This window comes from Streptomyces sp. NPDC093225, from assembly GCF_044753805.1.
Classification (GTDB): domain Bacteria; phylum Actinomycetota; class Actinomycetes; order Streptomycetales; family Streptomycetaceae; genus Streptomyces.
This window is the reverse complement of sequence record NZ_JBIVNX010000057.1, coordinates 15,743-35,677: the sequence shown is the minus strand read 5'-3', so window position 1 is coordinate 35,677 and position 19,935 is coordinate 15,743. Positions and strand designations below refer to the sequence as shown.

Genomic DNA, 19,935 nt, shown 5'->3' with positions numbered 1-19,935 from the left:
GCGCCGCGCCCGCCGACAAAAGCCGGGATTCCGTCGACACCGGCCGGCAAAGCCCGTGCCCGGAGTGTTCCGGAACGCCGCGCAGGTCCCTTTCCGGAGCGCCATTCGGGGAGTTCCGGGCGCGGCGTGCACGGATGTGCGCGGTTCCGCCGCAATGATCGCCAGTTGTCACGGCCGGGCCCGGCCGGGCGTACGGGTCGGACGGGCCGCGTCCAGCGAGCGGAAGGACCCCCTCATGTTCAAGAAGGTGCTGATCGGCGGCGCGGGCGCGGTGCTCGTCGCGGCGGCGCTCTCGCCGGCCACCGGAGCCGCGGCGGCGCAGGCCCCGGTGCCGCTGCGCGATCCCGTCCCCGCCGCACGGGTCACCGTCGACCTGGTGCAGGTCAACGGTTCGGGCTGCCGGCCGGGCAGCGCGGCGGTGTCGGTCGCCGCCGACAACACCGCCTTCACCGTCACGTACAGCGAGTACCTCGCGCAGGTCGGCAAGGACGCCAAGGCCACGGACTTCCGCAAGAACTGCCAGCTCGGCGTGCGGGTCAACGTCCCTCAGGGGTTCACCTACGCCGTCGCCAGGACGGACTACCGCGGCTTCGCCAGCCTGGAGCCGGGCGCCACCGGCACGCAGCAGGCGAGCTACTACTTCCAGGGCATGTCCCGCACCACCAGCCACAGTCACACCTTCCACGGGCCGGTGCAGGACAACTGGCAGGCCTCGGACTCGACCGCGATCGAGTCCCTGGAGTTCGCGCCGTGCGGGGCGCAGCGCAACTTCAACATCAACACCGAACTGCGGGTGGACGCCGGGTCCTCCGACTCCGCCCGCACGACCAGCTTCATGGCGATGGACTCCACCGACGGCAGTCTGAGCACGGTGTACCACTTCGCGTGGAAGAAGTGCCCGACCCGTCGCTGAGCCGCGGCCCCGGCCGCCCCCGCCCTCGGACCGCCGCAGGGCCCGCGCGGCTCCTGACGGCACGACGGCCGACGGCAGGACGGCCGGTGGCCCCCTCCCGGTCATGGGAGGGGGCCACCGGCCTTTCGAGCCGGCCGGGTCAGGCGGTCAGTTCGGGCGACTTGACGGCGTCCCCGGCGTCCGCTCCCTCGCCCGTGTCCGCACCCGCGCCCTCGCCCGCGGCCTTGGACTCCCGCATCACCAGCCCGGCGAGGACGGCCGCCGCGACCACGCCGATCGCACTGAGGGTGAAGGTGGTCGACATCGAGGCGGTGAAGGCCTCCTTGGCGGCCCGGACCAGGCCCGCGTCGCCCTGGGCGACGGCGAGCGCGGCCCCGATCGACTCCTTGGCCTGCTCGGGCGCCCCGGCCGGCATCTCGTTCGAGAAGGTGCTGCTCAGGAGCGAGCCGAGGATCGCGATGCCCAGCGCGGTGCCGGCCTGCTGGATGGTGTCGTTCAGGGCGGAGCCGACGCCCGCCTTCTCGGCCGGGATGGTGCTCATCAGGGCGCCCACGGCGGCCGGCATCGCGACGCCCGCACCGAGGCCGAGCAGGCCGAGGGCGACGGCCGGGACGGTGAACCCCGAGTCGGCGGACACGGTGGTCAGCAGGGCGAAGGAGCCGGCCATCAGGCCCATGCCGGTCAGCAGCAGGGCCCGGTTGCCGTACCGCGCGGCGGACTTGGCACCGATCCCGTTGCCGAGCAGTGCGGCGACGGCGAGCGGGACGAAGGCGAGGCCGGCCTTGACGGGCGAGTAGCCGAGGACGAACTGCAGGTACTGGGTGAGCACCAGCAGCAGACCGCCGTTGCCGATCTGGACCAGGGCCAGCGAGAGCGAACCGCCGCTGAAGTTGCGGTGCTTGAAGAGGACCAGCGGGACCATCGGCGAGGCGGTGGTGTTCTCCCAGACCACGAAGCCGGCCAGGGTGACGACGGCGACGACCAGGGTGACGGCGGACCGGCCGCTGAAGGCGCCGTGCTGCGGGATCTCGATGATCCACCAGATCAGGGCGGTCATGCCGGCGGCGGACAGGACCGCGCCCAGCGGGTCCGCCTTCTGCCACGGGGCCTTCGACTCGGGCATCAGGGTGAGGGCGGCGAGCACGGCCAGGGCGACGACCGGGACGTTGATGAAGAAGATCGAGTGCCACGAGAACCGGTCGATCAGGACGCCGCCCAGCACCGGGCTGCCGACCAGGCCGAGCATCGAGACCGAGCCCCACGCGGCCATCGCCTTGGGCCGCTCCGCCTCGTCGAAGACGGTGATGAGGATCGACAGGGTGGAGGGCATGATCAGCGCGCCGCCGACGCCCATGGCGACCCGTACGGCGATGACCTCGCCGGGACCGGTGCAGAAGCTGGCGGCCAGGGAGGCGGCTCCGAAGAGCAGCAGCCCGATGATCATCACCTTGCGGCGGCCGAAGCGGTCGCCGAGGCTTCCGGAGGTCAGCAGGAGCCCGGCGAAGACCAGGATGTACGAGTCCAGGATCCACTGGACGTCCTGGGCGCTCGCGCCGGTGTCCTCGGCCATCGCGGGCACGGCCACCGTCAGGGCCATGCTGTCGACCACCAGGACGAGCGTGCTCAGGCACAGCACGATCAGGATCCACCAGCGCCGCGGATCTCGGTTCTCAGACTGCATCTCGGGGTCCCCCTCCGGTTGCGCACACTGTTCCGTCGCTGCGCACACTGTACGCGTAGCGGAACGGTGTACGCAATCCGATAACGCTGTACGCTGAGTGCGCACGCTGTTCGCGTGGATGCCGCCACCCCAGTGAGGTGGTGCCGCTACCCCCGTGAGGAAGGGGCCCCCATGGCCACCACCAGGACGACCACCCCCCGGAACCCCATCCCCTCGGTCTGGGCCCGTCAGCCGAACAGCCCCGACCAGCCGTCGCTCAGCCGGGCCGCGATCGTCCGGGAGGCCGTCGCGATGCTGGACGCCGACGGCATCGACGCCCTGAGCATGCGCAAGCTCGGCGCCCGGCTGAACGCCGGCGCCACCTCCCTCTACCGCCACGTGGCCACCAAGGACGAGCTGATGGAGCTCGCCGTGGACGAGGTCTTCGGCGAGATCGTCGTCCCCCCGGCGGACAGCCCGGACTGGCGGGCGGCGGTCACCGAGGCCGCCGGCGCCTTCCGCGCCACGGCCCTGCGCCACACGTGGCTCGCCTCCGTCCTCGGCCAGGCCGGCCTCGCCTACCTCGGCCCCAACCTCATGGCGTACGGGGAGCGCCTGTCCGCCCTGGTCACCGCCGCCGGCTTCCCCGAACCGAACCGGGCCATCGACACGGTGCTGACGTACGTGATCGGGATGAGCACCTCCGAGGCCGCCTGGCTGACCTCCGTCGAGCGCTCCGGCGACACCGAGGCCGGCCTGATCGCACGGCTGCTGCCCGACGCCACGCAGGCCGTGGCCGGCCACAAACACCTCGAGGCCGGCTACGCGGCCGCCGCCGAGACCGCCGGCGACCCCGCCGCGATGCGCGACGCCAAGTTCGCCTACGGCCTGGAGGTCATCCTCGACGGCCTGGCCCTGCGCCTGCCGAAGGAGTAGTACCGCCCGACCGACCGCTCGCCCGACCGACCGCCCTGAGCACCGCGTCCGAAACCCGCCAGCGAACCTCCCTCGCCAGGGGCAGGATGGGGTGGTGGGAACCGTAGTGTCGCGCCGTGGGTGGGCGCCGTGAGCGAGTGGGCGTTGTTCGACCTGGCCGAGGCCGATCCGACACCGGCCGGCCCACCGGTCGGGGGGCCGGTGGGCTGGACCGCCGCGGACTGGGAGCGGCTGTACGCCGAACTCGACGAGCGGGGTGCCGCGGTGACGCCCCCGCTGCTGACCCCTGCCGAGTGCGCGGAGCTGGCTTCCACCTTCGAGCGGCGCGACCTGTTCCGGTCGACCGTCGAGATGGACCGGCACGGCTACGGCAGCGGCACGTACCGGTACTACGCCGACCCCGACGCGCTGCCCCTCGTACGGCGGCTGCGCGAGGAGCTCTACCCCGGGCTGGCTCGGGCGGCCAACCGGTGGGCGCGGCTGCTCGGCGAGCCTGCGTACCCCGACCGGCTGGCGGACCTGCACGCCCGGTGCGCCGAGCGCGGCCAGCTGCGGCCGACCCCGCTGATCCTGCGCTACGGCCCGGGCGGGTACGCGGCGCTGCACCAGGACGTGTACGGCGAACTGGTCTTCCCGCTCCAGGTGTCGGTGCTGCTCAGCGACCCGGAGACGGACTTCACCGGAGGCGAGAGCGTCTTCGTGGAGCAGCGGCCGCGCGCGCAGTCGCGGGCCGTGGTGGTCCGGCCGGGACTCGGGCAGGGCGTGGTGTTCCCGGTGCGGGAGCGCCCGGTGCACGGCCCGCAGGGCGTACGACGGCACGCGGTGCGCCACGGGAGCGGCGAGGTGGGCCACGGAGTGCGGCACGTCCTGGGGGTGATCTTCCACCATGCGCGCTGAGACGCTGCGACCGCCGGAGGCGGGACGGGACGGGACGCCCGGACGCCCGACGGGGCAGCCGGGATTGACCGGGCCGACGGGACAGCCGGAGCCGCAGGGACTGACGGGGCTGACGGACGACGGCCGGTACGCGGCCGTGCGCGGCCGCGACGCCCGCTTCGACGGCGAGTTCTTCTTCGCCGTCACCACCACGGGGATCTACTGCCGCCCCAGCTGCCCCGCCACCACCCCGAAGCGGGCCAACGTCCGCTTCTTCACCACCGCCGCGGGCGCCCAGGGGGCCGGCTTCCGCGCCTGCCGCCGGTGCCGCCCGGACGCCGTGCCGGGCTCGGCCGAGTGGAACCTGCGCGCCGACGTCGTGGGCCGCGCCATGCAGCTGATCGCCGACGGGATCGTGGACCGCGAGGGCGTGTCGGGCCTGGCCGCCCGTCTGGGCTACAGCACGCGCCAGGTGCAGCGGCAGCTCAACGCCGAACTCGGCGCGGGCCCCATCGCGCTGGCCCGCTCCCAGCGTTCGCACACCGCCCGGATCCTGCTCCAGACCACCGACCTGCAGGCCTCGGAGATCGCCTTCGCGGCGGGGTTCACCAGCATCCGGCAGTTCAACGACACGATCCGCGGGATCTACGCCGCCACCCCGCGCGAGCTGCGCGCGGCCCGGCCCGCACGGTCCACCCGGTTCGGGCCGGTGGCCGCGCCCGACGGGTCGGGGGGCGTGGCCCGGCGGCTCGCGTACCGGGGGGCGTACGCGGCGGCGGAGGTCTTCGACTACCTGGAGCGGCGGGCGGTCCCCGGGATCGAGGAGGTCACCGGCGGGCGCGGGGCCCGCCTCTACCGGCGCACGCTGCGACTCCCCTACGGCACCGGCATCGCCGAGGTGCGCGAGCCGGCCCCCGAGCCGGGGGCGGGTCCTGGCGCCGACGGGCCGGGCGCCGACGGCCCGGGCGCCGACGGCCCGGGCGCGGGTCCGGCGCGGGGCACGGTCGCCGGGCAGGGCTGGCTGGAGTGCCGGCTGCACCTGAGCGACCTGCGCGACCTGACGACCGCGAGCCAGCGGGTGCGGCGGCTGTTCGACCTCGACGCGGACCCGTACGCGGTGGAGGAACGGCTCGGCACCGGGCCGGACGGCCCCGCCGCAGGACTGGCGGGACTCGTGGCACAGCGGCCGGGGCTGCGATCGCCCGGCGCGGTGGACGGCGGCGAGTTGGCCGTACGGGCGGTCCTGGGCCAGCAGGTGTCGGTGGCCGCCGGCCGGCGGCTGGGGGCCGCGCTGGTCGCGGCGTACGGCGAACCGCTGGAGCGCGCCAGCGGCGGGCTGACGCACCTCTTCCCGCGTCCGGCGGAGCTCGCCGAGGCCGACCTGACGCCGGTCGGGATGCCGACCGCGCGGCGCGCGGCGGTGCGCGCCCTGGCCGGCGCCCTGGCCGGGGGCGCGGTCGTGCTGGACGCGGGCGCGGACCGCCAGGCGGCCGAGGAGGCCCTGCTCGAGCTGCCGGGCATCGGCCCGTGGACCGCCGGCTACATCCGGATGCGGGCCCTGTCGGACCCGGACGTGCTGCTGTCGAACGACGTCGCGGTGCGCGCGGGCATGCGCCGCTCCGGCTCCGCACCCGAGGAGGCGGACTGCTGGCGACCGTGGCGCTCGTACGCGATGCACCACTTCTGGGCCGCGGCAGCGGCACCCTGAGCTGCCCGCGCCGGTCGCGAGCGCTCTCCGGCGGTCGCGGGCGGTCGCGGGCGTCGCGGGCGGTCGCGGGAATGCGACGTCCGAAAGCCGCCAGACTTCCGGTGCCGCGCGCGCGAGTCTGGAGGCAGGACGAAAGGAACCGAGACGATGACCACGCGATACACCACGCTGGAAAGCCCGCTGGGCACGCTGCTGCTGGTCGGGGAGAAGTCCGCGAGCGCGCCGGGGGGTGTCGCCCTGGTGTCGCTGTCCATGGAGGGGCAGAAGGGCGCGGCCGCGGTCCGCCCGGGCTGGGTGCGCGACGACGCCGCGTTCGCGTACGCGGCCGGCCAGCTGGACGCCTACTTCGGCGGCGGCCTGACCGAGTTCGAGCTGGAGTTCGTGGCCTCGGGCTCGCAGTTCCAGCGCGACGTGTGGGAGGCCCTGGAAGCCATCCCCTACGGGACGACGCTGACGTACGGGCAGATCGCCGACCGCATCGGCGCCCCGCGCAGCGCCTCCCGTTCGGTCGGCACCGCGATCGGCGCGAACCCGCTGCTGGTCGTGCGCCCCTGCCACCGCGTCATCGGTGCCAACGGCTCGCTGACCGGCTACGCCGGCGGCCTGGAGCGCAAGCAGACGCTGCTGGCCATCGAGGGCTCGGTGCTGGCGGGATGACGTACGCACCGGCTCCCGCGTCCTCGCCCTCACCTGCATCTTCAGCTGCGTCCTCGCCTGCATCCTCGTCTGCTTCTGCGCCTGCCGGGGCGGTCCGGGAGCAGCTCGCCGACCGGGTCGGGGCCTGCGACTGGCCGGCCCTGGCCGCCGAACTCGACGCGCACGGCTGCGCGTCGACCGACGGTCCGCTGCTCACTCCCGCCGAGTGCCGTGACGTCGCGGCCCTGTACGAGCGCCCGGAGCTGTTCCGGACGACCGTCGACATGGCCCGCCACCGCTTCGGCTCCGGCCGGTACCGGTACTTCACCCACGACCTGCCCGAGCCGGTGGCCGCGCTGCGGGCGGCCCTGTACCCGCGGCTGCTGCCGGTCGCGCGCGACTGGGCGGCCCGGCTGGGCCGGCCCTCGCCCTGGCCGGACGACCTGGACGAGTGGCTCGCGGCCTGTCACGCCGGCGGCCAGGACCGCTCGGCCCAGATCCTGCTCTCGTACGGGGAGGGCGACTGGAACGCCCTGCACCGGGACCTGTTCGGGGACCTGGTCTTCCCGCTGCAGGTCGTGATCGGCCTGGACGCGTACGGGACCGACTACACGGGCGGCGAGTTCCTGCTGGTCGAGCAGCGGCCGCGGGCCCAGTCGCGGGGCACGTCGAGCGTGCTGAGACAGGGGCACGGGCTGGTCTTCACGACCCGGGACCGGCCGGTGGCCACCGCGCGCGGCTGGTCGGCGGGCGCGGTCCGGCACGGGGTGAGCACGGTGCGCTCCGGCCGGCGGCGGGCCCTCGGCCTGGTCTTCCACGACGCGTCATGAGCGGCGGCGGGTACGTGCTGCTGGGCCCCGACGGGCGGCCGTACCGCAGTGCGGTGCCGGGGGCGTTGGGCGGGCACCGGCGCGGTCGGCTGTACGGGCGGCTGGACTGCCCGAGCGCGCTGCGCGCGCTGGCGCGCGGGGGGTACGTGCGCGAGCGGGTCTTCTTCGCGGACGAGGCGAGCGCGGTGGCGGCCGGCTACCGGCCGTGCGCGGTGTGCCTGCCGGAGCGCTACCGGGCGTGGAAGGCGGCCTCCGGTTCGGGCCTGCCGGCGGGATCCCGGGCGGGAGCCGCGTCCGGGCCCCTGGTGAGCCCGCGGGTGGGGGCCGGGCGGGGGGCTGGGCGGCCTACGGGCCGGCGGGCGGGTCCCGGATCCGGACTGCCGCCGAGCCCGTGGGACGGCCTTCGGGCGGCACCCGGTCCCGAGCCGCGGGTGAGTCCGCTGCTGCCCGTCGGCGAGTCGGCGGCGTACGGTGAGCTGCCCGCGCCGGCCCCGTACACGGAGGCCGAACTGGCGGCCCTGCTGGGCCTGCTGACGGCCCCCCGTGCCCGGATCACCACCGTCGTGGTGGGACACGGCCGCGACGCGGCCTCGGCGGCGGCCGCGCGGGCGTTCGCCACGGCCTGGGAGGCCCGCGGCGGCCGGATCCTGGCCACGGTCACCTGGCCGGAGTCGGCTGCCTCCTGGCTGCGCGCCGCCCGCCGCCTGACGGCGGAGGTCCCGGACGCGTGGGTGGTGGCCGCCGCCGGGATCGGCTTCGCCCAACTGGCCCGCCGGTTGCGGCACAGCACGGACTGGGACCCGGCCCGTACGTACGCCTTCGGCTCGCTCGCCGACTCCCGCGTCCCGGCCCTCGCAGGTCCCGGCGTCCTGCACGGCCTGCGCGGCGCGGCCGCGGACGGGACCACGTGGCAGGTCCGGGGGACCTGGGTGTCCTCACCTGCCGGGTGAGGTTGTCGGGTGGACGTGTCGGGTGGACGTGTCGGGTGCGCGCGTCCGGTGCGCGCGTCCGGTGCGCGCGTCCGGTGCGCGCGTCCGGTGCGCGCGTCCGGTGCGCGCGTCCGGTGCGCGCGTCCGGTGCGCGCGTCGCGCCTGAGGGGCCGTCCCGTGGTGTGTGGGTCCCCTCGGCGCTTGACAGGGGCGGCCTGCAGGCCCTGCGGCAGGCCCACCCCAAGGGCTTCGGGCCTTCGGCCGGGCCTGCGGCCCCCCTCGGCCCGGGCCCGCCTCCGGACCAGCCTGCCACCCCTGTCAAGCGCCTCCCCCACACACCACGGGACGGCGCTCTCGCGAGTCGGTGACCCGGGTCTTGGTCACCGGGTGGCGCCATGCGCGGTCGGGGGTCGGGGTCGGGGCCGCGGGAGCCGCGGGGCGGGCCGGTGCCCTACTCGGCCCAGGGGATCACGCGGGTGCCCTCGGTACCGGGGACGGACGCCACCCCGTCGGCGCGCATGGCGACGTGGGCCTCGACGTCCTGCGGGGCGTGGACCCGGCGGACGATGCCGGGCGGCAGGACGAGGGTCTGGCCGGCCGAGACCTTCTCGGTGACACCGCCGCTGGTCACCTCGAGCGTGCCGGAGGCGACCGTCCAGACCTGTTCGCGGCTGACGCAGTGCTCGGGACCGGTCTGGCCGGCCGTCATGGAGACGTTCCAGGTACTGAGTTCCGCGCTGCCCCGGCTGGGGGCCGCCAGGCCGGTCATCCGGGCGTTGGGGGACTCGATGGTGTGCTCGGGGGCGGGGCTGATCACGTGCATGGCGGCCTCCTCGGCTTGCTCGGCGCTCTCGATGTTGTCGGTGCTCGCGACGTTCTCGGCGTTCTCGGTGTTCTCGGCATCCGTGGCGTCCCGGACGGTCTCGGCGGGCGCCTCGGGCGCCTCGGGCACCGCAGCCGGCCGGACCCACTCCACGAGCTGGACGACGACGCCGTTGGGGTCGGTCAGCTGGAACAGACGCTCGCCCCACGGCTCTTCGCGCACCGGCAGGGTGATCGGCGCACCGGCCTCGCGCAGCCGGCGTTCCTCGGCGTCGAGGTCGCCGTCGACGGTGAGGGCGAGGATCAGTCCGCCCGCCCGCTGGTCGCGCTGCTCGGGCGGCAGGACCTCGGTGCCGCGGCGGAGCAGCACCACGTCCGCAGCCGCGTCGCCGCGGGTCAGGGACACGAAGCCGTCGGCGCTTGCGGCGACCTGGTAGCCGAGGTGGGTGGCGAAGAAGTCGCGGGAGGCGTCCACGTCGTCGACGGTCAGCGAGAGGGTGGCGGTGGTGACGTTCACGGCGGCTCCTTGCAGGGCTGTGGCTGGGGCTGGGACTTGCGCTGACCGGTGCGGTGCGGCGGCGGGGCGTACGGGCTCGGTCAGTACGTCCGCCGAGGTGCCCGGTAGGCGGCGCGGAAGCCCTTGCCGCGGTCGGAGGACGGGAGTTCGCGGGCCGGGTACCTCCCGGCGGTCGCCGGGCCCGTGCCCTGGGCGGTGAGTACCGCGGCGGCGAACTTCGTCGTGCCGAGCGTGCTGGTGGAGCTGAGCGTGTGGCGCAAGGGCGACACGTCCTTCCTGTTGTGCCCCGGCGATCCCGATCTCCGGTCGACGACCTTCGAACTATGGACCTTCGCCCGAGGCGATTCTTACGACAGAAGTAACTTTGCACCGAGAGCATTGAACACGTCAAGGATATTTTTACTACCGGGGTAAGATTCCTTCATGACGACGACCACGACGTCCGCGACGAACCCGGGCCTGCGCGAGGCGAAGAAGGCGGAGACGCGACAGCTGATCTCCGACTGCGCCACCCGCCTCTTCATCGAGCAGGGCTTCGAGCGGACGACCATCACCGAGATCGCGACCGCGGCGCGCGTGGCCAAGAAGACGGTCACGAACTACTTCCCGCGCAAGGAGGACCTCGCCCTCGACCACCACGAGGCGTTCACCGAAAGCCTGGCCAGCGCCGTGGCACGGCGCGCGCCCGGCGAGAGCCCGCTGACGGCGCTGCGTCGGTTCTTCCGCACGGCGCTGCGCGAGCACAGCCCCGTGGCCGGGTTCACGGGCCGGGAGTTCGCGCAGATGGTCGCCGACAGTCCCACCCTCAGCGCACGCCTGCGCGAACTGCACGACCTGCGCGAGACGGCGCTCGCCACGGCACTGGCCGAGGCCACCCTGGACTCCGCGCCGGCCATCGCCCCCCGGGCGGCCGCCGCACTCGTCTCCGCGGCCGAGCGGCTGATGTTCCGGCGACTTCAGGAGCTCACCCTGTCCGGACTCGACAACGCCGAGATCGAGGCCGAGATGGCTCCGGAGGCCGACCACGTGTACGGCCTGCTCGTGGCGGCCCTCGGGGACTACCCGGCCGCGGATCCCGCGTAGGACGCGGCGGCCGGGCGGCGAGCGGCCGTGTCGTACGCTCCCCTCCCGACGGGGACCACCGGGGCCGGGGGGAACGATGGGCGGGGTGCGGGCGCGGGTGTCGGCGTACGGGATCGCCGTCGAGCGGCGGGCCGACGGAGACCACCTGCTGCTCACACGGCTGTCCGGGGCCTCGCCGGTCTTCGGGCCGGGACTGTGGCACCTCCCCGGCGGCGGGATCGATCCGGGCGAGCAGCCCGACGCGGCGCTCGCGCGCGAGTTCCACGAGGAGACGGGGCGCGGACTCCGCGACGCCCGCCTGCTGGAGGCCCGTACCTACGCCGCGCACCGGCTGGGCGTGACCTGGCACCTGGTCGCGCTCTTCTACCGCGCGGGCCTCGTCCCGGGCCCGCTCCGGATCACCGAGACGGACGGCTCCACCGCCGACCTCGCCTGGCTGCCGCTCGCGGACCTCGATCCGTCCGCGCTCACGCCGCCGACCCGCGACGCCGTGGCCGCGCTCCGGTCGGGCCGGTGGTGACGGCCCCGCCGCCTATGCGGCCCGTGCCGCCTCGGCGTTGCGGGTCATCCGCTCCAGGACCGCGACCGCGGTGCGGTACTCGTCCGGGGTGATGCCGGCCGCCGACAGCGCGCGGAAGGCGTCGACCCGGCCGGCGACGGCGGTCAGGCGGCCACGGCCCTCGGCGGTGAGCGCGAGCCGCCCCGGCGCGGGCCGGGCGACCCAGCCGTCGGCGAGGAGCGCCGCCACGGCGGCGGCCAGGGCGGGCGCGTCGGCGTTCGCGGCGAGGACGGTGCGGACGTCGGAGTCGGCGGCCTCGGGAGTGCCGTCGACGACGTTGAGGACCTGCCAGGCGAGACGGGTGAGACCGAAGTCGGCCAACAGGCCGTTCATGGCGGCGGTCAGGGCCTTGTCGGTGCGGTTCAGCCAGTAGCCGATGGGCTTCATCAGGTGTCTCCGGGGGCCGAGCGGTCGGACGGACGCCTCAGACGGACGCGGGAGCAGCGGAGGCGGCACCGGCCGGGGCGGCCAGGAGGGCGGTCCAGTCCTGGACGGCGGCCCAGTCGGCGAAGGACTGCCAGCCGACCTCGGGGAACTCGCGGCGCAGCGCGGCCACGTCGACGTCGAGGCCGAAGGCGGCGAAGTACGCGAACATCGCGGCCAGGTCGGTGGAGTGGCCGCGGACGACGTCCAGCGGGACCTCCCGGTGCGTGATCGGACGTCCCGTCGCGGCGGCGAGGACCGCAGCGATCCGAGCGGGGTCGAGTGCGTCCGAGGCGATGTCGATCCGGCGCCCGGCGAAGGCGTCGCGCCGCTGGAGCGCGAGGGCCGCGAAGGTGCCGATGTCGCGGGCGGAGACGAGGGTGAGCGGCCGGTCGGCCGGCATCGGCCAGGCGAAGGAGCCCTCGCGCAGGCCGTCGAGGGACCAGCCGCCGGCGTAGTTGTCCATGAAGGCGGCGGGACCGATCACGGTCCAGGTCAGGCCGGACGCGTAGAGGTGCCGCTCGATCAGGGACTTGCTGTCGTAGTGCGGGACGCCGGTGTCGCGGTCGGCGTGCGCGGCGGAGGTGAACACCACGTGCCCGAGGCGGGCGGCCGCGGCGGCGTCGACGAGGGTCCTGCCCTGCCGCACCTCGGTGTCGATGTCGGTGCCGAACGGCGTGGTGACGGCGAACAGCGAGTCCGCGCCGGCGAGCGCGGCGTCGAGGGAGGCGCGGTCGTCGAAGTCCGCCCGACGGACGTCGGCGCCGAGGGCGCGCAGCGCCTCGGCGGCGGGGTCGGCGGGCCGGCGGGTGAGGGCGCGGACGGTGTGGCCGGCGGCGAGCAGGGCGCGGGCGGTGGCTCCGCCCTGGGCGCCGGTGGCGCCGGTGACGGCGATGGTGGTCACGGGGGTCTCCTCGGGACGGGGGCTTCTTTCCTCTGCGCAGCACACTATCTGCGCCACGCAGAAGATTAGAGGAGGTTGCTGCGTCGCGCAACATTCTGCGTGACGCAGATATGCCTGGCCGGGCCCACGCTCTCCGCCTCCGTCCCGTCTCCGTCTCCGTCCCGCCTCCGCCGCCCCGGCCCCGCCTACGCCCCCTCCACCCCCTCCGGCCCGAACCACCGCGCCAGGGCGGCGCGGAGGGCCTCGGCGTCCGAGGTGGTACCCCGGGCCGACCACACGGCGTAGCCGTCCGGGCGGATCAGGACCGCGCCCGTACCCCATCCGTCGCCGCCGTCCGGCGCGGCGGTGACTACGTCGGCGCGGTCCGACCAGGGAGCGGCGACGGTGCGCAGGCCGACGTGACCGGCGAGGTCCAGCAGTACGGGGCGCCCCCGGTGCAGGAGTTCGGCCACGGTGGTGGCGCCGTCGGAGGTCTTCAGGGGCAGGCTCGGAACGAGCCGCCCGGCGAGCGGGTCGTCGCCCCGGGCGCCGACGTCGTAACCCACCCCCACCCCGCTGATCATGGTGCTGAGCAGGTCGTTGACCTCGTCCATGTGCATGAGCCGGGCGAACAGCTCGCGCAGCGCGTCGACCCGCGGATCGGGGTCCATGAGCGCGACCTGGGCCCGTACGTTGTGCAGCACGGCCGCCGCGACCGGCTGCCGCTCGCTCCCGTACGTGTCCAGGAGGCCCTCCGGGGCGTGGCCGCGCACCTCGGCGGCCAGCTTCCAGCCCAGGTTCACGGCGTCCTGGAGTCCGAGGTTGACGCCCTGACCACCGGCCGGGAAGTGCACGTGGGCCGCGTCGCCGGCGAGCAGGACCCGCCCCTCCCGGTAGTGCTCCGCCTGCAGGGACGCGTCGCTGAAGCGGGAGATCCACGCCGGGCTGTCCATCGGCACGGGCCGCCCGGCGATCCGCTCCACCTCGCTCCGCAGCTCGTCCAGCGTGACGGGCGCGCGCCGGTCCCGGTGCGGCCCGCGGAAGTCGTACGTGCACACCCGGCTCAGGCCGTACGCGTTGGTCCACACCAGCGTCCAGCCGCGGGGGGTGCGCTGCCAGCCGGACGGGGCTCCGAACGGGTCGAGCAGCCGCACCTCGCCCATCAGGGCCGCCACGGTGGGCCCGTCGCCGAGGAAGCGGATCCCGGCGAGGCGGCGTACGGCGCTGCGCGCGCCGTCGCAGCCGACCACCCAGCGCGCGGTCAGGGTGCGCGCGGTCCCGTCGGTCGACCGGGTGGTGAGGACGACGTGGTCGGGCTGCTGCTCGAGGCCGGTGACCTCGGCGTCCCTGCGGAGCCGGCCGCCCAGCCGGACCGCCTCGGCGGCGAACACCTCCTGGGCGTAGGCCTGCGGACTGCCGACGAGTACGGGCCCCTCCTCGACCACCCGTGCCAGGTCGAGGTCGAACATCGCCCCGAAGTGGAACGGAACCGGCCCGTGCACCTCCCGGGACGCCACCCGGCGGCCGGGCTGGACCGCCTCGAGGAGGCCGCGGCGGTCGAGGGTCTGGGCGGTGCGGGCGTGCAGGGTGCTCGCCTTGGAGATCCCGTCCGGGCTGGGCAGCTTCTCCAGCACGGTCACGTCGACGCCGAGCAGGGCCAGTTCGCGGGCGAGGAGGGTGCCGACGGGGCCGCCGCCGACCACCGCCACCTCGGTGTCCACGGCCGGCCCCGCGGTCCCGCCCGCCGTGTGGTCCCGGTGGCCGTCCCCATGGCCGCCCCCGTGGCCGTCCCGCTGGTCCCGCATGGTGGTTCTCCCTCGTCGCCGGTGCGTCGTACGTCGAACACCGCAGGGCGCCGTGCGGTTGCCGGCGCCCCCCCACCCCGGCGACGCCTGCCCGCACCCCGCCGCTCCCGCCCGCCCTTGGCTCGATTCTTCAGAGGCCCTTGCCACGCTCCTGCCATGAGACGGAGCTGTCGCGAACGAAGGGGTGCGTCATGACGACCATGCCGCTGTCCGGGAAGGCGGTGCGCCTGGCGCGCCTGTCCCGCCGAGGTGACGGCCGGTACCTGTTCATTCCGCTCGACCACTCCGTCTCCGACGGGCCGATCGTCCCCGCGGCCGGTTTCCCGGGCCTGGTGGCGGACATCGCGGCGGGCGGCGCGGACGCCGTGGTGGTGCACAAGGGGCGGGCGCGGCTGATCCCGCCGGCCCTGCTGGCCCGCACCGGGCTCGTCGTCCACCTGAGCGCCAGCACGAACCACGGGCCCGACGTCGACGCCAAGGTGCTCGTCGGGGACGTCGAGGAGTGCGTACGGCTGGGCGCGGACGCGGTCAGCGTGCACGTGAACATCGGCTCGGACACCGAGGCCGAGCAGCTGGGCGACCTCGGGGCCGTGGCGGCCGCCTGCGACCGCTGGGGCATGCCGCTGATCGCCATGATCTACCCGCGCGGGCCGCGGGTGGACGACCCGACCCGGCCCGACCTCCTCGCGCACGTCGCGAGCATCGCCGCCGACCTCGGCGTCGACATCGTCAAGACCGTCCTGGCCGCCCCGGCCGAGCGGATGGCGGAGGTGGTCGCGAGCTCCCCGCTGCCGATCATCGTGGCCGGCGGCGGCGGCTCCGACCAGAGCCTCACGTCCTTCGCCTCCTCGGCCATGGCCAACGGCTGCGCGGGCCTGGCCGTCGGCCGCCGCGTGTTCACCAGCCCGTCCCCCCGGGAGGCGGTCCGCCAGCTCTCGGCCGTCGTCCACGCCCACGACACGGCGGCGGGCGGCGCGAACGCGACCACGAGCACGAGCGCGCAGGGGACCTCCTCCGCCCCCCGTCCCGAACGTCCCGAATCCCGTCCCGAACTGGCAGGTGCCCGATGAAATTCGCCTGGATCGACGTCCGCTCCGTGTCCGCCGAGCAGCGGGAGGCGGTGGTCGACGCGGCCATCCACGCCCGTGTCGACGGCATCGTCTCGAACGACCCCGCGCTGCTCGCCACCCTGCCGGCCACGGTCAAGCGCATCCTGGCCGGTGCCGAGGTGCCGGCGGACCAGGGCCTGGACGACCTGATCGTGCTGCGCGACGTGGCCGGCCACGATGGCCTGGCCGAGCTGCGGGCCCGCCACCAGTCCGGCGAGAAGCAGATCGCCGGGCGCGTCAACGTCGTCGACGACCCGACCCTGACGCTGGCCTGCGAGACCGCGATCGCGCTCCCGTACACGCTCGTGGAGTTCAAGGACCCGACGAAGATCCCGCTGGAGATCGTCATCGCGGCCGCCGACCGCTCCCCCGGGCAGCTCGTCTGCCGGGCCGCGGACCTCGAGGAGGCCAAGGTCATCATCGACGTGCTGGAGAAGGGCTCGGAGGGCGTGCTGATCGCCCCGCGCACCGCCAACGACGTCTTCGAGCTGGTCGAGGCGCTGCGCGTGAAGACCCCGGACCTGGACCTGACGACCCTGACCGTCGACCGCATCGAGCACCTGGGCCTGGGCGACCGCGTGTGCATCGACACCACCTCGCACTTCGAGAAGGACGAGGGCATGCTGATCGGCTCGTACGCGCACGGGTTCGTCCTGTGCGTCAGCGAGACGCACCCGCTGCCCTACATGCCGACCCGGCCGTTCCGCATCAACGCGGGCGCCCTGCACTCGTACGCCTTCGGCCAGGACAACCGCACCAACTACCTGAGCGAGCTGAAGGCGGGCAGCGCGGTGCTGGCGGTGGGCGCGGACGGTCGCACCCGCCGGATCACGGTGGGGCGGATCAAGCTGGAGTCGCGTCCGCTGCTGAGCATCCACGCCACCTCGCCGGAGGGCGTCGAGGTCAACCTGATCGTGCAGGACGACTGGCACGTACGGGTCCTGGGCCCGGGCGCCGCGGTGCTCAACGTCACCGAGCTGAAGAAGGGCGACCAGGTCCTCGGGCACGTCGCCACCGACAAGCGCCACGTGGGCTGGCCGGTCGGCGAGTTCTGCGTCGAGAAGTAGCAACCGGAGCCCTTCGATGAGCGATGACGACGCACGTCGGAGGCAGGGCCTGCGGGGCACGGCCCCGCAGGGCGCCGGCTGGTGGGGTGCGCGGCTGCTGGCCGGTGGCGCCGACGGGGCCGTGTGGGCCCGGTCGGCGGCCGCCGGCGGCCAGTCGGTGACCTTCGGCGCGCTGCGCGCCGAGACCGCGCGACTGGCCCGCACCCTGTCCTGCCACGGCATCCGGCCGGGCGCCACCGTGGCCCTGCACGGCAGCCCGGGTTTCACGCACCTGTGGTCGGTGCTCGCGCTGTGGTCGCTGGACGCGCAGGTGCTGCTGCTGGAGCCGGCCCTCAGCGGGCCGGAGCGGGCGGCGCTGCTGGACCTGGCGCGCCCCCAGTACGTGGTGACGCTGGGCGAGTCGCACGGGGACGAGGAGCGCTTCGTGCCCGAGTGCGAGGTGCTGGTGCGGCGCCGGCCCGGCGGCCGGGCCGCCGTCACGGCGCACCGGCTGGTGCAGTTCTCGTCGGGTACGACGGGCCGCCCCAAGCCGGCCGGCCGCACGCCGGGGTCGCTGTTGACGGAGGTGCGCCGGCTGGGCGCGCTGCCGCTGATGCCGCGGGCGGGCGAGAGCGTGGCCGTGTTGGAGCCGGTGGCGCACTCGTTCGCGCTGATCGGCGGGGTGCTGCACGCGCTCGCCGTGGGCGCGACGGTGGTCCTGCCGGCGTCGGCGGAGTCCGGCGCGGTGACCGAGGCGGCCGCCTCGGCGCACGTGGTGCTGGGACGGCCGCGCCACTTCGGGGTGCTCGCCGGGGCCCCGGCGGGCGTGCGGATGGAGCGGCTGCGGCTGGCGGTCTCGGGCGGGGACGTGCTGCCCGGGGCGGTGGCCGGGGCGTTCGCGCGCCGGTACGGGGTGCTCGTCGGGCAGGCGTACGGCACCACGGAGACCGGCATCGTCGCGACCGACCTCGCGGGCGGGCGCGGGCCCGGCGCACTGGGCGTACCGGTGCCGGGCGTGCGCACGCGGGTGGTCGGCGGGGCGCTGCAGGTGCGGCTGGCGGAGGCACCGGATCCGTACGGACCGTCCGCACACGGGCCGTCCGCGTCCGCCGGGGACGCGGGTGCCGCGGACCGGGTGTGGGCGGACGGCTGGCTGGCCACCCACGACCTGGTGGCCCGGGACCCGGCCACCGGTGCGCTGCGGCTGCGCGGCCGCACCGGGCGGGCCGCGTCCGGGGCCGACCTGCTGGACATCGAGGAGGTGCTGCGCGCCCACCGGCACGTCCGCGAGGCGGTGGTGCTGGGGCCGGACCCGGTCGAGGCGCACGTGGCCGGGACGGCGGAGCTGCGGCCCGCGGAGCTGTCGGCCTGGTGCCGGCGGTTCCTGGGCGAGCGCTCGGCACCCCGGCGCTTCCACGTGGTGCCGGAATTGGCGCGGTCGGCGAGCGGCAAGGTGCTGCGCGACCGGGCGCGGCTGCACGAGCGGGGCTGGGCCCCGCGCCCGGCCGCCGCGGCGGGGCGGCGCCGGTGAGCGCGCCGACACCGACGGCCGTGCCGGCCGCCGCACCACCCGTCGCCCCGGCCCCCACCACCCGGACCGACACGAAACGACCGATCGACGTGACCACCACCGCACCCCCTACCGCCGTCACCACCCCTCCCGCCGTCACCGCCACGGCCACCGCCGCGTACGCCAGCGACGACGAGCGCTGGCGGGCGGTCCTGGAGCGGGACGAGGCGGCGGACGGGGTGTTCTACTACGCCGTCACGACCACCGGCATCTACAGCCGCCCCTCGTGCGCGGCACGGTTGGCGCGCCGCGAGAACGTGGAGTTCCACACCTCCCTGGCGGAGTTGCGGGCCCGCGGCTACCGGCCGTGCCGGCGCTGCCATCCCGGCGAGCCCGACCCGCAGCGCCACTATGCCGACACGGTGGCCCGGGCCTGCGCCCTGATGGACGGCGCGGCCGTACCGCCGAACCTCGACGAACTGGCGCAGGCGGCCGGGTACAGCCGGTTCCACTTCCACCGGATGTTCAAGTCCCTGACGGGGGTGACCCCGTACACGTACTGGACGGCCGTCCGGGCGCGCCGGGTCCGCGAGGAGCTCCTCGGCGGCGCACGGACCGTGTCGGACGCGATCTACCGGGCGGGGTTCAACACCAACGGGCAGTTCTACGCCGTCTCCGGGGCGATCCTCGGCATGGCCCCGCAGGCCTTCCGGGCCGGCGGGGCCGGGGTCGCGGTCCGCTCGGCGGTGGGGGCGACCGCGGCCGGGCCGGTCCTGGTGGCGGTGGCGGACCGGGGCGTGTGCGCGGTGCTGGACGACCGTCCCGGCGACCGGGCCCGCGACCGGCTGACGGCGCTGTTCCCGCAGGCCCGCCACGCGCCGGCCGACGCCGTCCTGTCCTCCCTGGTCCAGCGGGCCCTGCTCCGCGCCGAGCCCCCCGAACCGGCCCTGGCGGCCTTCCTCCCCCGGCAGGTGGTGCGCACGTGCCGCGACGAACTGGTCCGGCACGAGGTCCGCGTGTTCCTGACGCCCGACGCCACGGCCACCGGCGCGGGCCTACGAGCGGGATAGGCGCTGTCACACGCCCGTGACAGTCGACGGACGGGCTCGTGAAGTCCGGAGGTCAGTCTTTTAGTGCGAGGACAAAACGGGACATCGGATTACATATCCACCCGGGATCCTCGGACCTTCCCCCCACTCACTGGAGAATTCCTCATGTTCGGCTCTTCCCGGAAGCACCGTTTCGCGACGTTCGCCGTCTCGGCCGCGATCGTCGGCGGCGGCACCCTCCTGCCGACCACCGCGTTCGCCGCGCAGGCCGCGCCGCACGACGCCGGGACCACCGCGTCGGGGACCGTGCACCAGGACCACGCGAAGAGCGGGCACGGGAACAAGGGGAAGAAGCGCAGCGGCGAGAAGACCCGGGTGCAGGACGTGCAGAACATGCCCGGCTGCAAGTTCCTCCAGGGCAAGGTGTACTGCGAGGCCAAGCCCGACAAGCCCACCCCCGCACCGAAGACGGACCCGGCCCCGAACCCGGACCCCGCCCCCAACCCGGCCACGAAGCCGGCCCCCGACCCGGCGGCCCAGGCCAAGGCCAAGGAACTGGGCCAGCCGGTCCCCGCGTAGCCCGCTTCGGCCCCGCGGCGCAGAGCGCCCCAGAGGGCGCCCCGGCGGAATGGCCGTCCCCG

At 75.1% G+C, this 19,935-nt stretch carries 20 protein-coding genes; 14 read left to right on the top strand and 6 right to left on the bottom strand.

Annotation, left to right across the window (positions count from 1 at the left end):
- The first annotated feature begins 235 nt into the window (after window positions 1-235).
- Window positions 236-913, top strand: a complete 678-nt coding sequence (locus ACIQCH_RS33255) for a DUF4360 domain-containing protein (RefSeq protein WP_402587150.1) — start codon at window positions 236-238, stop codon at window positions 911-913.
- A 139-nt stretch (window positions 914-1,052) separates the two neighbouring features.
- On the opposite strand, the gene ACIQCH_RS33250 is transcribed toward ACIQCH_RS33255, so the two are convergent.
- Window positions 1,053-2,594, bottom strand: a complete 1,542-nt coding sequence (locus ACIQCH_RS33250) for an MFS transporter (RefSeq protein WP_402587148.1) — start codon at window positions 2,592-2,594, stop codon at window positions 1,053-1,055.
- A gap of 171 nt (window positions 2,595-2,765) precedes the next feature.
- Here ACIQCH_RS33250 and ACIQCH_RS33245 point away from each other — a divergent pair, with 171 nt between their 5' ends.
- From ACIQCH_RS33245 to ACIQCH_RS33220, 6 genes are all read left to right on the top strand, one after another.
- Complete coding sequence (locus tag ACIQCH_RS33245) at window positions 2,766-3,509, top strand: TetR/AcrR family transcriptional regulator (protein ID WP_402587146.1); 744 nt, start codon at window positions 2,766-2,768, stop codon at window positions 3,507-3,509.
- A 129-nt stretch (window positions 3,510-3,638) separates the two neighbouring features.
- The gene (locus ACIQCH_RS33240; protein ID WP_402587144.1) at window positions 3,639-4,406 is read left to right on the top strand and encodes a 2OG-Fe(II) oxygenase; all 768 of its coding nucleotides are present in this window, start codon (window positions 3,639-3,641) and stop codon (window positions 4,404-4,406) included.
- 109 nt (window positions 4,407-4,515) lie between these two features.
- On the top strand, window positions 4,516-6,093 hold the full coding sequence (locus ACIQCH_RS33235) for a DNA-3-methyladenine glycosylase 2 family protein (RefSeq protein WP_402587170.1): 1,578 nt from the start codon (window positions 4,516-4,518) through the stop codon (window positions 6,091-6,093).
- 147 nt (window positions 6,094-6,240) lie between these two features.
- Complete coding sequence (locus tag ACIQCH_RS33230; protein WP_402587142.1) at window positions 6,241-6,750, top strand: methylated-DNA--[protein]-cysteine S-methyltransferase; 510 nt, start codon at window positions 6,241-6,243, stop codon at window positions 6,748-6,750.
- The gene (locus ACIQCH_RS33225) at window positions 6,747-7,559 is read left to right on the top strand and encodes a 2OG-Fe(II) oxygenase (protein WP_402587140.1); all 813 of its coding nucleotides are present in this window, start codon (window positions 6,747-6,749) and stop codon (window positions 7,557-7,559) included. The genes ACIQCH_RS33230 and ACIQCH_RS33225 overlap by 4 nt, the downstream gene beginning before the upstream one ends.
- The gene (locus ACIQCH_RS33220; protein ID WP_402587139.1) at window positions 7,556-8,509 is read left to right on the top strand and encodes an Ada metal-binding domain-containing protein; all 954 of its coding nucleotides are present in this window, start codon (window positions 7,556-7,558) and stop codon (window positions 8,507-8,509) included. Before ACIQCH_RS33225 ends, ACIQCH_RS33220 begins: the two co-directional genes overlap by 4 nt.
- Window positions 8,510-8,939: 430 nt before the next feature.
- Here the strand turns inward: ACIQCH_RS33220 and ACIQCH_RS33215 are convergent, their stop codons facing one another.
- A complete protein-coding gene (locus tag ACIQCH_RS33215) occupies window positions 8,940-9,827 on the bottom strand; it encodes a VOC family protein (RefSeq protein WP_402587137.1) in 888 nt (295 codons plus the stop codon).
- An 80-nt stretch (window positions 9,828-9,907) separates the two neighbouring features.
- Window positions 9,908-10,087, bottom strand: coding sequence for a hypothetical protein (locus ACIQCH_RS33210; RefSeq protein ID WP_402587135.1), 180 nt, complete (start codon window positions 10,085-10,087; stop codon window positions 9,908-9,910).
- Between the two features lie 163 nt (window positions 10,088-10,250).
- On the opposite strand from ACIQCH_RS33210, the gene ACIQCH_RS33205 reads away from it, so the two are divergent.
- The gene (locus ACIQCH_RS33205) at window positions 10,251-10,910 is read left to right on the top strand and encodes a TetR/AcrR family transcriptional regulator (RefSeq protein ID WP_402587133.1); all 660 of its coding nucleotides are present in this window, start codon (window positions 10,251-10,253) and stop codon (window positions 10,908-10,910) included.
- 85 nt (window positions 10,911-10,995) lie between these two features.
- On the top strand, window positions 10,996-11,430 hold the full coding sequence (locus tag ACIQCH_RS33200) for an NUDIX hydrolase (RefSeq protein ID WP_402587131.1): 435 nt from the start codon (window positions 10,996-10,998) through the stop codon (window positions 11,428-11,430).
- Between the two features lie 12 nt (window positions 11,431-11,442).
- On the opposite strand, the gene ACIQCH_RS33195 is transcribed toward ACIQCH_RS33200, so the two are convergent.
- From ACIQCH_RS33195 to ACIQCH_RS33185, 3 genes are all read right to left on the bottom strand, one after another.
- Window positions 11,443-11,856 (bottom strand): MarR family transcriptional regulator, encoded by a 414-nt coding sequence (locus tag ACIQCH_RS33195; RefSeq protein ID WP_402587129.1) that lies wholly within the window; start codon window positions 11,854-11,856, stop codon window positions 11,443-11,445.
- 37 nt (window positions 11,857-11,893) lie between these two features.
- Window positions 11,894-12,796 carry an NmrA/HSCARG family protein gene (locus ACIQCH_RS33190; protein ID WP_402587127.1) on the bottom strand — a complete coding sequence of 301 codons (903 nt, stop codon included), beginning with the start codon at window positions 12,794-12,796 and terminating at the stop codon, window positions 11,894-11,896.
- A gap of 185 nt (window positions 12,797-12,981) precedes the next feature.
- A complete protein-coding gene (locus ACIQCH_RS33185) occupies window positions 12,982-14,580 on the bottom strand; it encodes an FAD-dependent monooxygenase (protein WP_402587125.1) in 1,599 nt (532 codons plus the stop codon).
- Between the two features lie 200 nt (window positions 14,581-14,780).
- Between ACIQCH_RS33185 and ACIQCH_RS33180 the strand changes: the two genes are divergently transcribed.
- The 5 genes from ACIQCH_RS33180 (at window position 14,781) to ACIQCH_RS33160 (ending at window position 19,873) form a co-directional block, all read left to right on the top strand.
- Entirely contained in the window at window positions 14,781-15,650 is an 870-nt protein-coding gene (locus ACIQCH_RS33180) for a 2-amino-3,7-dideoxy-D-threo-hept-6-ulosonate synthase (RefSeq protein WP_402587168.1), read from the top strand.
- Window positions 15,647-16,756, top strand: a complete 1,110-nt coding sequence (locus ACIQCH_RS33175; RefSeq protein ID WP_402587123.1) for a 3-dehydroquinate synthase II family protein — start codon at window positions 15,647-15,649, stop codon at window positions 16,754-16,756. Before ACIQCH_RS33180 ends, ACIQCH_RS33175 begins: the two co-directional genes overlap by 4 nt.
- A 16-nt stretch (window positions 16,757-16,772) precedes the next feature.
- Window positions 16,773-18,266 (top strand): class I adenylate-forming enzyme family protein, encoded by a 1,494-nt coding sequence (locus ACIQCH_RS33170; RefSeq protein WP_402587121.1) that lies wholly within the window; start codon window positions 16,773-16,775, stop codon window positions 18,264-18,266.
- Window positions 18,263-19,315, top strand: coding sequence for a bifunctional transcriptional activator/DNA repair enzyme AdaA (locus ACIQCH_RS33165; protein ID WP_402587119.1), 1,053 nt, complete (start codon window positions 18,263-18,265; stop codon window positions 19,313-19,315). Before ACIQCH_RS33170 ends, ACIQCH_RS33165 begins: the two co-directional genes overlap by 4 nt.
- Before the next feature lie 144 nt (window positions 19,316-19,459).
- Window positions 19,460-19,873: a hypothetical protein gene (locus ACIQCH_RS33160; RefSeq protein ID WP_402587117.1), complete on the top strand. Its 414-nt coding sequence runs from the start codon at window positions 19,460-19,462 to the stop codon at window positions 19,871-19,873.
- The last annotated feature ends 62 nt before the right edge of the window (window positions 19,874-19,935 follow it).